The 13,293-nt window shown below is 58.2% G+C and carries 12 protein-coding genes; 3 read left to right on the top strand and 9 right to left on the bottom strand.

Translation table 11 applies throughout. The features are described from left to right. Window position 1: 1 nt before the first annotated feature. Window positions 2-631 (bottom strand): FMN-binding negative transcriptional regulator, encoded by a 630-nt coding sequence (locus ACJJU9_RS24670; RefSeq protein WP_407729744.1) that lies wholly within the window; start codon window positions 629-631, stop codon window positions 2-4. 89 nt (window positions 632-720) lie between these two features. On the opposite strand from ACJJU9_RS24670, the gene ACJJU9_RS24665 reads away from it, so the two are divergent. Further along, the gene (locus tag ACJJU9_RS24665; RefSeq protein ID WP_407729743.1) at window positions 721-2,277 is read left to right on the top strand and encodes a PLP-dependent aminotransferase family protein; all 1,557 of its coding nucleotides are present in this window, start codon (window positions 721-723) and stop codon (window positions 2,275-2,277) included. 105 nt (window positions 2,278-2,382) lie between these two features. On the opposite strand, the gene ACJJU9_RS24660 is transcribed toward ACJJU9_RS24665, so the two are convergent. The 6 genes from ACJJU9_RS24660 to aspA form a co-directional block, all read right to left on the bottom strand. Continuing rightward, window positions 2,383-3,420 carry a histone deacetylase family protein gene (locus tag ACJJU9_RS24660; RefSeq protein ID WP_407729742.1) on the bottom strand — a complete coding sequence of 346 codons (1,038 nt, stop codon included), beginning with the start codon at window positions 3,418-3,420 and terminating at the stop codon, window positions 2,383-2,385. Window positions 3,421-3,572: 152 nt separating this feature from the next. Beyond that, complete coding sequence (locus ACJJU9_RS24655; protein ID WP_407729741.1) at window positions 3,573-4,565, bottom strand: AraC family transcriptional regulator; 993 nt, start codon at window positions 4,563-4,565, stop codon at window positions 3,573-3,575. 70 nt (window positions 4,566-4,635) lie between these two features. Continuing rightward, the gene (locus ACJJU9_RS24650; RefSeq protein ID WP_407729740.1) at window positions 4,636-5,442 is read right to left on the bottom strand and encodes a hypothetical protein; all 807 of its coding nucleotides are present in this window, start codon (window positions 5,440-5,442) and stop codon (window positions 4,636-4,638) included. A gap of 181 nt (window positions 5,443-5,623) precedes the next feature. Beyond that, window positions 5,624-6,628 (bottom strand): asparaginase, encoded by a 1,005-nt coding sequence (locus ACJJU9_RS24645; protein ID WP_407729739.1) that lies wholly within the window; start codon window positions 6,626-6,628, stop codon window positions 5,624-5,626. 56 nt (window positions 6,629-6,684) lie between these two features. After that, window positions 6,685-8,106 (bottom strand): sodium:alanine symporter family protein, encoded by a 1,422-nt coding sequence (locus ACJJU9_RS24640; RefSeq protein WP_048390791.1) that lies wholly within the window; start codon window positions 8,104-8,106, stop codon window positions 6,685-6,687. Window positions 8,107-8,601: 495 nt separating this feature from the next. Then, window positions 8,602-10,026: an aspartate ammonia-lyase gene (gene aspA / locus ACJJU9_RS24635; RefSeq protein ID WP_048373753.1), complete on the bottom strand. Its 1,425-nt coding sequence runs from the start codon at window positions 10,024-10,026 to the stop codon at window positions 8,602-8,604. A 180-nt stretch (window positions 10,027-10,206) separates the two neighbouring features. Here aspA and ACJJU9_RS24630 point away from each other — a divergent pair, with 180 nt between their 5' ends. After that, window positions 10,207-11,115, top strand: coding sequence for a LysR substrate-binding domain-containing protein (locus ACJJU9_RS24630; RefSeq protein ID WP_048390789.1), 909 nt, complete (start codon window positions 10,207-10,209; stop codon window positions 11,113-11,115). A 50-nt stretch (window positions 11,116-11,165) separates the two neighbouring features. Here ACJJU9_RS24630 and ACJJU9_RS24625 read toward each other — a convergent pair whose 3' ends face one another. Together ACJJU9_RS24625 and ACJJU9_RS24620 are read right to left on the bottom strand one after the other, a co-directional pair. Then, window positions 11,166-11,762, bottom strand: coding sequence for a reprolysin-like metallopeptidase (locus tag ACJJU9_RS24625; RefSeq protein ID WP_407729738.1), 597 nt, complete (start codon window positions 11,760-11,762; stop codon window positions 11,166-11,168). Between the two features lie 40 nt (window positions 11,763-11,802). Beyond that, window positions 11,803-12,357, bottom strand: coding sequence for a hypothetical protein (locus ACJJU9_RS24620; RefSeq protein WP_407729737.1), 555 nt, complete (start codon window positions 12,355-12,357; stop codon window positions 11,803-11,805). A gap of 434 nt (window positions 12,358-12,791) precedes the next feature. On the opposite strand from ACJJU9_RS24620, the gene purE reads away from it, so the two are divergent. After that, window positions 12,792-13,283, top strand: coding sequence for a 5-(carboxyamino)imidazole ribonucleotide mutase (gene purE, locus ACJJU9_RS24615; protein ID WP_047279087.1), 492 nt, complete (start codon window positions 12,792-12,794; stop codon window positions 13,281-13,283). The last annotated feature ends 10 nt before the right edge of the window (window positions 13,284-13,293 follow it).

The following is a 13,293-nucleotide window of genomic DNA, read 5'->3' as shown; positions in this document are numbered from 1 at the left end:
GCTATTCCTTGGCCATTAAGTGAGCGAGGGCGTGGTCGTGTGAATTGGGGTTTGCCAATAGCCCGTCGCGCACACCGAGTTGGTCAGCACTGCTGCGGTTTTGGCTGAGTTTGCGTTTGCCGATCAGTCGGGAGATGGGCACGCTGAATCCGACGATGGCCTTTAGCATGCTGTCGATGTATTCGCTGGGGGCGTCGCTGACCGCCCACGGCTCGGGTCGATTGGCTTCATGTTTGCTGCTCAGCCGGCTGACCAATGCCAGCAAGCGGTCGTGATCGTCGAACACGTCGGGTTGGCCATAGGCATGCACGGCCAGATAGTTCCAGGTCGGCACCGCTTTACCGTGTTCGGCTTTGCTGGGGTAAAAGGACGGGCTGATGTAGGCCTGTTCGCCAGCAAAAATCACCAGCGCTTCGCCGCCTTCAGCCAGTGCCTGCCAGTGCGGGTTGGCCCGTGCCAGATGGCCATACAACGTACCGTAAGGGCCTTCGTCGGGAGCGAGCAGTAGCGGAACATGGCTGGCGATCAGGCCTTGGCTGCCTTGGGTGATCAGCACGGGCAAGGGTGAGGCTTGCATCTGAAGGTGCAAGGCAGCGGTGTCGTTTTCGGCGAAGGCGCGGGGTACGTACATAGAAATATTCCTTGGCGAATGACTGCATCCTAGGCAGGCTAATGGTTCGTTGTAAGAGCCATTAATGGTCATTTTTATAGGTCCAATCCATGCCTGATTCAGCGTTATCCATCGCGTTCAATGCGACCGGGATCGAGCTTGATCCCAAGAAGGGCCTGAGCGCCCAGCTGTATCAGGCGTTACGCCAGCGGGTGCTGGACGGGCGGCTCAACAGTGGTTCGCGGTTGCCGGCCAGTCGCGACTTGGCGGCGGCGCTTGGGGTTTCGCGCAACAGCGTGGTGCGGGCCTACGATCAGCTCTATGCCGAGGGGTTTATTGAAGGGCGGGTCGGTGACGGTACTTATGTGGCGCAATTGCCCGAAAAAGCCTTACCGCTGAAAAAGTTGTCCACCAAGTTACCCACAGGCTTTTCAACAGGGTTATCCACAGGTTTATCCACAAAATCGGTCGATTTACCTGTAATTACATCCAGTAAACTTATCCACAGCACGGCCTTGGGGAGGGTTATTCAACACCCTTTACCGCTTCCGGCGAAGGGGGCGCCACGGGCTTTTCGGGTGGGGGTACCGGCCTATGATTTGTTCCCGTTCGAGGTCTGGAGCAAGCTCCAGGCGGCTTTTTGGCGCAAGCCGGACATGCAGCATTTGTGTTACGGCGATCCAGCCGGAGAACAGCGCTTGCGAGAGCTGATTGCTGTCTATTTGCGCACTTCGAGGGGTTTATCCTGCACGTCTGAGCAAATTTTGATCACCAGTGGTGCACAGCAAGGAATTAGCCTTTGTGCACAGCTGTTGGTGGAGCCCGGCTGTGGGGTGGCTGTGGAAAATCCCGGGTATCGCGCGGCGGCGCAGGCTTTTGCGATTGCCGGGGCCCGGGTGCAGGGTGTTGCGGTCGATCACGAAGGCATGGACTGCGCGGCGCTGGCGGGTTTGAACGATTGCACGCTGGCTTACGTGACCCCGTCGCATCAGTACCCCACCGGCGTCACCATGAGCCTGGCCCGGCGTCTGGAGTTGCTGGCGTGGGCCGAGCGCACGCAGGGCTGGATTATCGAAGACGACTACGACGGCGAATACCGCTATAGCGGCGCGCCCTTGGCCCCGCTGGCGGCACTGGATCGTCAGGGGCGGGTGATCTATGTGGGCACGTTCGGCAAGGTGGCGTTCCCGGCGCTGCGTCTGGGGTATGTGGTATTACCGCCTGCGCTGGTTGAGCCCTTTGCCCAGCGGCGGGCGCTGGACATGCGTCATTCAGAGGTCAGCACGCAAGTAGTGATGGCGGAGTTCATGGCCGCCGGGCATTTCCAGCGCCATATCAGGCGCATGCGCCGGGCAGCGCTGGCGCGGCGCAATGCCTTGCTGGCAGATTGGCCGACTGATGTTCGTGGATTGGGCGCGGCACCGTGCGTAGTGGCGGGCTTGCACTTGACTGTGCCGGTCACAAGCGTTGAGCGCGAGCAGGCCTTGCTGGCACAGGCTGAACAGGTTGGGGTTGAGATCAACGGTTTAAGTCGTTATTGGCTGGACGATTCGGTCGAGCCTGTGGATAAACGTGCGGGGCTGGTGCTGGGCTTTGCGGCGGTGCCGGAGGCGGATATCAAAGCGGCGCTGGGGCGGTTGAAAAGGGCGTGGAAGAAACCCCCGTAGTCGCTGCCGAGGCACGAGGCTGCGATGCGGCCCGCAGGACCGCCACATGGGGGTCGCTGCGCAACCCATCGCAGCCTCGTGCCTCGGCAGCGACTACAGGCTTTTTTAGCCTTTAGATACTCTCAGAAAACCTTCCAGCACGTTGACCGCGTTCACGCCGATTTCTTCTACCGCGTAACCGCCTTCCATCACGAACAAGGTCGGTTTGCCCAAGCGGGCAATGCGTTCGCCCATGAGCAGGTAGTCCGGGCTGTCGAGTTTGAACTGAGAAATCGGGTCGCTTTTAAACGTGTCCACACCGAGCGATACCACCACCACATCGGCTTCGTAGTGCTCGATCTCGCTGCAGGCTTGTTCCAGTGCAGTGCTCCAGCGATCCCAGCCTGAGCCGGCTGCCAGCGGGTAGTTGAAGTTGAAGCCTTCACCCGCGCCTTCACCCAGTTCATCGGCATAGCCCAGAAAGAACGGGAACTCGGCTTCAGGGTGCCCATGAATCGAGGTGAACAGCACGTCATCGCGTTCATAAAAGATCGACTGGGTGCCGTTGCCGTGGTGGTAGTCCACGTCGAGGATGGCGACTTTGCTGCGGCCCTGGTCGAGGAAGGCCTGGGCGGCAATGGCGGCGTTGTTGAGGTAGCAATAACCGCCCATCAAGTCGCTGGCGGCGTGGTGCCCAGGCGGACGGCACAGGGCGAATGCGCTGTGGGCGCCGTTCTGGATGGCCGCTTGCGCCGTCAGTGCAACTTGCGCTGCGCTGTAGGCCGCCTGCCAAGTGCCCGCGGTAATCGGCGCGCCACCGTCAAAGCTGTAATAACCCAGTTGGCCATGCAGACTGGTGGGGACTACGGCGCGCAGGGTGCGGGCTGGCCATGTGTACGGGAGTAAGTCGCCGTCTTTGCCGTGTTCGAGCCAGCGGTCCCAGGCACCCTGGAAAAAGTCCAGGTAGGCTTCGCTGTGAATACGCTGGATCGGGTCGCGGCCAAAGTCGTGGGGGCCTTGCACCGGGCCCAGCTCACGGTTTTTGACTCGTTGCAGAATGTGGTCCGCGCGCGAGGGCATTTCGAAGCAAGGCAGCAATTGCCCGTCTATCAACTCGCAGCGGCCATGGTGCAGATGGTGGTCGTCTGAATAGATAGTCAGCATTTTTCTTGTTCTCCGTAGGCTAGATCGGTGACCTACAGTTTTGCGGCGCTGGCGATTTCAGAGAACGACAGGAGCGGCCAAAAGGAGATCAATATGGCCGAAATAACTGTCCGAAATTCGCCCCTTTTCAGGGCGCACTGCTCCCTGTTGGCTCATGCGCGATACTGGCTGGGCGACACGCCACTCCAGCGAACAAAGGCATGGCGAAAGCTCGCCGTTTCGCTAAAGCCCAAGGTGTCGGCAATGCGGTAGATCGGCCATTCGGTCTCGTGGAGTAACAACTTGGCGCGCTCAAAGCGCAGTTCGTCGAGTAACTCCTGATAGCTGCAGCCCGCGTCATGCAGGTGGCGGCGCAAGGTGCGTGGCGAGCAATTCATTTGCTCGGCCAGCCCTTCCAGTCCCGGTGCGGCATTCAGTTGGGCGGCGAGCAACTGGCGGATCCGCGACAGCCACGTTTGGCGCCCGGTGAACTCCAGGTTCTGTTTGCGGCAGCGCTCCGCCATGGCCTGGTGGGTGATGGTATTGGCCAGCGGCAGCGGGTATTCCAGCCAGTGCCTGGCAAAGGCGAACGCGTTGTCCGGTGCATCAAACAGGCGCGGGCAATTGAAGGTGTGCTGGTAGCGGGCGTGGTAATCCGGCTTGCTGTGGGCAAAGCGCGCAGCGAGCAAAGGCAGTGGCTGGCCGATCAAGTCTTCGCAAATGACCTTGAGTGAGACAAGGCACAGCTGCGCGTTGAACACGGCCAGTTGCGGGTCTTCATGGTAGTGATCGGCACAGAACCAGACCTGATCGTCTTCGACCTTAAGGCTTAGCTCAAAGAGTGTTCCCAGCAGTGCCGGGTAGCGTAAAGCCAAGCGCAAAGCGTCACCTAAGGTGGCACTGGTGAGTAGGGCGTAACCCAGCATGCCGTAGGACGACACATGCATGCGGCGTCCCAGTTCCAGGCCGATTTCACGGCGCAAGGCCACGGCGTTGGCGCAGACGCGCATCTCTTGATTGGTGGTGATACGAATGTCGGCGCGGTTTAAATCCGCGGCCCGTATGCCGCTACCGGCCAACAAGGCCTCGCTGGGCAAGCCTTCGGCCTCGAAGGTGCTGAGCACCAGCGATACCGCATTTAGCGTGGTGAGATGTGAGTGCAGCATGTTCGCTTCCTGCGTGGGGACACAGGAAGCGAGCAAGTTGTGTGCCGGGGGGCGTTAACTCACAGGATGCTTACTTGAGGGAGAATTCGTGACCGCCGGTACCATATGTTGCAAGTTGAGGGTCGTGGGGAGCGAAATCCACGCCCACTGTGCACTTGCAGGTCACTATGGATGCCCAGCTCGGGTTCGAGTAGGCCTCGGCGGGTATGCGGAAAATATAAGGTTGACCGGCTGTGGGTAGGCTTGTCTGGCGTAGGTTGTAGATTGGTGTGGCGCCGCCGTTCTCGGTGTAAATAGTGACGTCCCACTCGCAGTAAACAATGCTTGGCGCTTCCAGATTACCTATAAGGCCGCCATCTACATTCAGGCCGTCAGGATAGTCGGCCGCCTTGAGTACTCCATTTTTCAAACCTTCGACAATAGGGGCTGAATAGGTCAATGGTGCGGTGACGCGAAGATTAAGGCGGCCCGAGTTCACCGGGTTCTTGCCAGGCTCTGTAATAGCGTATTGGATTACGACCTTTTTATCGACAAAACGCCTGAGCTCGGCTTGCGGGATTGTGAAAACCAGTGCCTCAGACGGATTGATGTCTAACGGTGGAGAGTTGTATTTCATTGTCCCTGAAGCGGCTAGAACGCTGACGACGATTTTGCTGGTGGCTCTCAACCCGTCCGTAGGGACATGCACATTGGTAGGGATGTGGGAGTCGGCCATCTCAATGGGTAGCACGATCCCGTAAGTGGGGTGTGCAATATAAGGTGTGTCCCGGTGATAGAGCGTAGGAGCGGGCGGTACGAACGTTGAAGTGGTCTGCAGTTCGTCAGTGAAGCCTACAAAAAGCGATTGTTTGGCAGTTGTTTTTTTAGCGGTAGCCATCTAGAACCTCGCAGAGATTGAAGTGAATGTGAGCGCTGAAACTTCACAACTTCTTACCAGGTTGACGATAAGCCAGCAGATGCTCCGCCCGATACTGGCAGAAATGACAGGTGGCCTCGTCTGCAAAGAGGTGTCTTTTTGGCAAGAAGCCTGCGCTAAGGCAGGCTACCCAGCCAAAGAGTCAGGCCAATTCGCCACACAGGTCCCGTTCAACCAGGCGGCGTACGTCGGCGGTGGGCAAATCCGAGCCCAGCAACGCATGCAGCTTGCCGAATGCGGCTTCACGGGTCATGCCGCCGCCCGACAGTACGCCAGCCCCACGCAAGCGGCTACCGGCTTCGTACACGTCCAGCTCCACACCGCCTTCGTGGCATTGGGTGATGGCGACCACGACGATGCCGTTTTCGTACGCCTGTTGCAGGCTTGCGAGAAACGCCGGGTTGTCGCTGGGGCCGGTGCCGCTGCCGAAACATTCCAGCACCAGGGCTTCAAGCCCGCTGTTGAGCACGGCATCCAGTTGGGCGGCGCCGATGCCGGGGACTAGCGGCAATACGCCGACACGGGCTTCTTGCTTGGGCTGTTGATAACTCAGCGCTGCTGGCAATGATTCGACCTTGGTGCCGCCGCCGTTGCGCTTGAGCGCCACGAACGGGTTGCGGCCAAAGCTGCGCACTTTGGCGCAGTGGGTCGGGTCCAGCAGTTCGTCGTGGAAGTACAGCTGCACGCCGTAGGGCTGACCTTGGGCAAGTGCGCTCAAGGCACCGCTGACGTTTGGCCAGGCATCGCTGTCGGGCACGCCCGCAGGCAGCATCGAGCCGGTGAACAGCACCGGGGCCTGCAAGCCCAGCAGTTGAAAGCACATGGCCGCAGCGCTGTAGGCCAGGGTATCGGTGCCATGCAGGACAAGCACCGAGTCGCAGCCATCCTGTTCGACAGCGTCAATGATTGCGCTGCGCAAGCGCAGCCAGTAGGCGGGTGTCATGTTGGCGCTGTCGATCAGCGGGCTCATTTCACGAAAGCGCCATTGCGGTATCTGCACATGCGGTTGGCTGGCAAGGAAGTCGCGCATGCGCGCCTCAAAGCCGGATGCAGGCGCCAGGCCGCTGGCGCTGGCTTGCATGCCGATGGTGCCGCCGGTGTAGAGCACCATGACGCGCTGGGCAGGATGAAGAGTGGCTGCAGTCATTCAGGAGTTCCCATAAGCAAAAACGCGGCGGTTCTGTCAGAACCGCCGCGTTGATATTAGCGTTTTGTTTCTTCGGTCTTGGCGGGCGGCAGAGGCGGCCAAGCCTTCAGGTCCAGATCCAGGTCCGGGAATTTGCTGGAATCGAAGACGGGAACCTTGATACCCGCGTTACGTTGGTCATCGTAGTCCTTGAGCACGCGCATGCATATCTTGAACAGCATCGCCAAGGCGATCAGGTTCACGAAGGCCAGCAAGGTCATGGTGATGTCCGCGAAGGCGAAGACGGTTTCCAGGTTCTCGATCGAGCCCCACACAATCAACACCAGCACCAGAGCGCGATAACCCATCAACGCCTTGCGGCTTTCACCGACCAGAAAGCGCAGGTTGTTTTCGCCCAGGTAGTAGTTGTAGAGCATCGAGGTGAACACGAACAACGCCAGTGCCACGCTGATGAACACGCGACCCCATTCGCCCACCACAGCAGCCAGCGAGTTTTGCGTCAGGGCAATGCCGTCGCCTTCAAAGCCCGGGGTGTAGAAGCCGGACAGCAGAATCAGCAGCGCGGTGCAGGTGCAGATCACGAAGGTGTCGAGGAACACGCTGAACGCCTGAACCACGCCTTGGGCGATCGGGTGTTCCACGTCTGCCACGGCGGCCACGTTCGGGGCGCTGCCCAAACCGGCTTCGTTGGCGAATACGCCACGTTTTACGCCCATCACGATGGCGCTGCCGATCATGCCGCCAAACACCGGGTCCATGCCGAAGGCACTTTTCACGATGTGGCCGAGCATGGCGGGGACTTGGTCGAATTGCAGCACGATCACGTAAACGGTGACGGCGATGTACGCCAGGGTTTTGACCGGAACCAGCAGGTCGGCAACCGAAGCAATACGTTTGATGCCGCCGATAAACACCAGACCCAGCAGCACGGCAATGGCCACGCCGGTGTAGTTGACGTCAAAACCGAAGGCGTTTTGCAGCGAGTGGGTAACGGCGTGCGCCTGCAGGCCCATAAAGGCAAAGCCGAAGGTGATCAGCAGCAGGACCGCCATCAACTTGCCCATCCAGATTTTGCCCAGGCCGTACTTCATATAAAAGGACGGGCCGCCGCGCAGTTGGCCTTCCGCGTCGCGACGCTTGTACAGCTGGCCTAACGAACATTCGATCAGGCTGCTGGACATGCCGACCAGTGCGGTCACCCACATCCAGAACACGGCACCGGGGCCACCCAGGGTCACGGCAATGCCGACACCGGCAATGTTGCCCGCGCCCACACGACCCGCCAGGCTCAGCATCAGCGCTTGAAACGAGCTGAGTTGGCCGGCGCTGCTGCGCAAGCTGTCTTTAAACACTGCAAACATGTGCAGGAAGTAACGGAGCTGAACGAAACGCGAGCGGATCGTGAAGTAGCCACCGAGCCCAACCATGAGCACGATTAGTACTTTCCCTGAGAGGAAGTCATTGATGACTTCTAGCATGGATTATTCCTCGCTGTTTTTATCTGATGGCAAAACGGCCGGATCAGGGTTACCCATTACGCCCGTCAAGTCAGGGCATAAAGCTAGGTAATCAAGGGGATCCTGGCCATGTTGCTGCTTGGTTTACGATGCTGTTTCCGCACTGCCGATGGCCGCTGTTGCAGGGCCCATGCACGGGAAGAGGGGCGGCACTATACCTAGGAGTGTAGGAAGCGTCTCTATAAGTGACTGATTTTTCATGTGTGTCTCGTCTGAAAAGCCCTCGTTTTTGGCCGAAACAGACTGTAGACCAGATCAAAAGATCGCAGCCTTCGGCAGCTCCTACGGCACGGTGAAGTCTTGAATCCCAGGCAAAAAAAAGGGCCTGCAGATGTGTCTGCAAGCCCTCAAAAGGTGAGAGGTGTCTAGTCCCTCGACCTGGTGAGCTTCAGTTCTGGCGCAAAGTGCCTGCGCTTCTTTGCTCGGCGACTTTGAACTCAGAACTGATGGATGGCGTTAGTCCTTCAAAGGCACCAAACGCGGGGCAATCATGTTTTCCGGGCGCAGGATGTCGTCGAGCATGGCGTCGTCGAGCAAGCCTTCTTCGCGCACCAGTTCCAGTACGCCACGGCCGCTTTCAAGGGCGATACGGGCGATACGGGTGGCGTTTTTGTAGCCGATGTACGGGTTCAGTGCGGTAACCAGACCGATCGAGTGTTCGACCAGTTCACGGCAGCGCGCTTCGTTGGCGGTGATGCCGACGATGCAGTGCTCGCGCAGCATGTCCATGGCGCGTTGCAGCAGGCGGATCGAGTCGAGCACCTTGAAGGCGATCAGCGGCTCCATCACGTTCAGTTGCAGTTGGCCGCCTTCGGCTGCCATGGTCAGCGCCAAGTCGTTACCGATGACCTGGAACGCCACCTGGTTAACAGCTTCCGGAATAACCGGGTTGACCTTGCCGGGCATGATCGAGCTGCCTGGCTGACGCGCTGGCAGGTTGATTTCGTTGATGCCTGTGCGTGGGCCGCTGGACAGCAGACGCAGGTCGTTGCAGATCTTCGACAGCTTGACCGCGGTGCGCTTGAGCATGCCGGAGAACAGCACGAAGGCGCCCATGTCGGAGGTGGCTTCGATCAGGTCGGCGGCCGGTACCAGCGGCTGACCGCTGATCAGCGCCAGGCGCTGTACGGCCAGCGCTTGGTAGCGCGGGTCGGCGTTGATGCCGGTACCGATCGCGGTGCCGCCCAAGTTCACTTCAGTCAGCAGTTCCGGAGCCAGCGTCTTCAGACGGGCCAGGTCTTCGCCCATGGTGGTGGCGAAGGCACGGAATTCTTGACCCAAGGTCATCGGTACAGCGTCTTGCAGTTGGGTACGACCCATCTTCAGGACGTGGTTGAATTCAACACCCTTGGCAGCGAAGGCCTGAATCAGGCTGTCGAGGCTGGCCAGCAGGGCGTCGTGGCCCAGCAGCAGACCCAGACGGATCGCGGTCGGGTAGGCATCGTTGGTCGACTGCGCCATGTTGACGTCGTCGTTCGGGTGCAGGTACTGGTACTCGCCTTTCTGGTGACCCATTGCTTCGAGAGCAATGTTGGCGATCACTTCGTTGGCGTTCATGTTGGTGGAGGTACCGGCGCCACCTTGAATCATGTCGACCACGAATTCTTCGTGGAAATCACCGCGGATCAGTCGTGCACAGGCTTCGCTGATGGCGGCGTGCTTGGCAGCGCTCAGATGCCCCAGTTCACGGTTGGCGTCTGCAGCGGCCTGTTTGACCATAGCCAGACCGACAACCAGTTTTGGGTAATGCGAAATCGGAACGCCCGAGAGGCGGAAGTTATTCACCGCTCGCAGGGTCTGGATGCCGTAATACGCTTGAGCCGGTACTTCGAGGGCGCCAAGCAGGTCGTTTTCTGTGCGGAATGATGCAGCGGAGGACATGATAGAAATCATCTCGATATGGACCCGGTCTGGGCCGGAACGCTGCGAATCCTAGGCTTGCAGACTATTTTGGGCCAATGCCTTTAAACACTATCCTATGCAGAAACGGCATAATGGCGACGTGACGCGACCGCCGCGTCGAACGTGTGACCCAATTTGGTGCGCGTCCGGGAGGACTCGATGAATCTCGAAAGTAAATGGCTGGAGGACTTCAGTGCCCTGGCCGCCACTCGCAGTTTTTCTCAGGCGGCAGAGCGCCGCTTTGTGACTCAGCCAGCCTTCAGCCGACGTATTCGCAGCCTCGAAGCGGCCCTGGGGCTAACCTTGGTGAATCGTTCCCGCACCCCGGTGGAGTTGACTGCGGCCGGTCAGCTGTTTTTGGTCACGGCGCGTACGGTGGTCGAGCAGCTTGGCGAGGTGTTGCGTCACTTGCATCACCTTGAAGGCGGGCAGGGCGAGGTCATGCAAGTGGCGGCTGCGCACTCTCTGGCGCTGGGGTTTTTCCCGCGGTGGATCGCTCAATTACGCAACGAAGGGTTGAACATCGCCACGCGGCTGGTTGCGACTAACGTCGGAGACGCGGTGCACGCTTTGCGCGAAGGCGGCTGCGATTTGATGCTGGCTTTTTACGATCCGGACGCTGCGTTGCAGATGGATCCGGAGATTTTTCCGTCGCTGCACTTGGGCAACACCGAAATGCTGCCCGTGTGCGCTGCCGATGCTGACGGCAAGCCGCTGTTTGATCTGGAAGGTGAAGGCAGCGTGCCGTTGCTGGCGTACAGCGCCGGGGCGTTTCTTGGGCGCTCGGTCAACTTGCTGCTGCGCCAGCGTGCCCTGCGGTTTACCACTATTTATGAAACCGCGATGGCGGACAGCCTCAAGAGCATGGCGCTGGAAGGTCTGGGCATCGCCTGGGTTCCGCGTTTAAGTGTGCGGGCAGAGCTTGAGCGGGGCGAACTGGTGATCTGTGGCGGCCCGCAATGGCACGTGCCGCTAGAGATTCGCCTGTATCGCTGCGCGTTGGTGCGCAAGGCGAACGTGCGATTGTTGTGGCGCAAGCTGGAAGGCGGCGGAGCTTCAACAATTTGAATGAAGGCCGGGTGTGACGGCCTTCACTCAACGGTTTTCAGCAACTGTTGTCAGTCGAACTGGCTGACATAGTTGCGGATATTTCCACGGTTCTCATCGCTGTAGCGAAAGCGTGCGCAGGTACCCTCTTTACGCTCCGTTGCCATGAATGTTGCACACCCGTGGGCGCTAAATTGTTCGGGGTCAACATAGTAAGAGGTCGCCGCGTGGGTTGCGCCGAAACAGTGGCCTATTTCATGAGCCACGACAGTGCGGCCCAAGGTAGTGGCGAAAGCGATGTTGGATTCCTGCAAGGCCAAGCCTTCGACCCCCTGTGCAGGGGATAAGTAGCCATCAATCAGTATCAGGTATATATCAGTGGCTTTGGCTGTTCGTTGCTGCGCAGCCCTGTACGCATCAACGGCGTGATTGATGTCCGCTGAAATCAATCCTATATAGTCGTCTAAATTTGGGTATCGGGTTGCATATGACAGGTAGTCAAAGTCTGTCATGCCTGGCGTGTCGTAGATAAATTCAACGTTGACTGGGCGCTTTGTTATGTCAGAAAGTTCAGGCGTGAAGTGAGTGAAAAACATGCCTTTTAGGTGTTCTTCATTTTTTAACATGACAGTGTCATGGACAAAGGTATAAATATTAATCGGGAGCATGGCTGATTACACCGTTCAGTAAAGATCAGAGACTTATTAGTTAAGGGGCATCGCTCAGGAAGGCTTTGATGCGCTCTCTGTTTTTTGGCGTATAGCGATAACAGTTGCCTCGCAAGCTGGATACTTCGTGATACATGTAAGTTTCACATTCGCCGCCCCACGCATTCCAGCCCAGTTCGCCATCTTCATGGGTTGCGTTGAAGCTGTGGCCGATTTCATGGGCAATCGCTTGATAGAAATGGGTGCTGGCAATAACGGCAGGTTTGCCGGGGAAGGCGCCCCCATGGACGGTATCGTTGATCGAGTCTTTGGTGATCAAGATATAACGCTCGGTTTTGCCCCACTCCAGACCCTTGTCGTTTTTGTATCCGATGGCTGCTGCATGCCAGCTCCATAAGACATCATTCAGGTTTTGGCCTTTATAGTTGTGGTCTGTCAGACCCTTTACATGACGCACTTCATTAAAGACAAAGGGCCTGCCGGTAATAAAAGATATTTCATCCGTAAACTCCTTGAAATAACTCCGGCCCAGCGTGCTGACGATGCTGCTGGGGACATCATCGTGAACAAAGATATAAAGCGTAATCGGTTTCATGTTAATCATCCTTAATGATGGCGCTGACACGTTATTGAGAGTTGTGAGCGCCGCCTGCAGTCCTTGCAGGTGGTTGGTTATTTGGGTGCTGCATAAAGAGTTAAGCGGTAATTACGTGAGTATGTGAGGCGTCGAATTCGATGCGGCAAGTAGTCAATATCACCTCAGATCGTAAGTTTGACAGCAGGAGGCAACATGCCTCCAATGCTGTCAATTATTGACCTGCCGGTCAGTAAAACCAGTCGTTTCGGGGTTTGATTTGCCTGCAGACAGATGGTCGCCAAAGGTGCTTTCAAATGGCCTCTTTGGGGTATACTGCGCGGCCTTCGGCTGGCATGACCGGCCTTAATTTCTATAACAAGCCACGTCGGATCCTCCACGTGGCTTGTTGTTTTTTGACGCGCCTGCGGGCGCCCAAGAGAAGAGGCGCGACGATGAGTGCACTGGTAGGCGTGATCATGGGCTCCAAGTCCGATTGGTCCACCCTCAGCCACACCGCCGATATGCTGGAAAAACTCGGCATCCCTTACGAAGTTAAAGTGGTCTCTGCCCACCGGACTCCGGATTTGCTGTTCCAGTATGCCGAAGAGGCCGAAGGCCGCGGGATCGAGGTCATTATTGCCGGAGCCGGTGGCGCCGCCCACCTGCCAGGCATGTGTGCCGCTAAAACCCATTTGCCTGTACTGGGTGTGCCGGTGCAGTCGTCGATGCTGTCGGGTGTCGACTCGCTGCTGTCGATCGTGCAAATGCCGGCTGGCATTCCGGTCGCTACTCTGGCCATCGGCAAGGCTGGCGCGATCAACGCTGCACTGTTGTCGGCGAGCATTCTGGGCGCCAAGCACCCGCAGTTCCATACCGTATTGAAAGCATTCCGTGCAGAGCAGACTGACAGCGTGCTGGACAATCCAGACCCGCGCCTGGCCTGAGGTTTTTGAC

The sequence above is a fragment of the Pseudomonas helleri genome (genome assembly GCF_045830615.1).
Classification (GTDB): Bacteria; Pseudomonadota; Gammaproteobacteria; order Pseudomonadales; family Pseudomonadaceae; genus Aquipseudomonas; species Aquipseudomonas helleri.
Note: the sequence above shows the minus strand (reverse complement) of the source record. Positions and strands in the feature narration are given on the sequence as shown.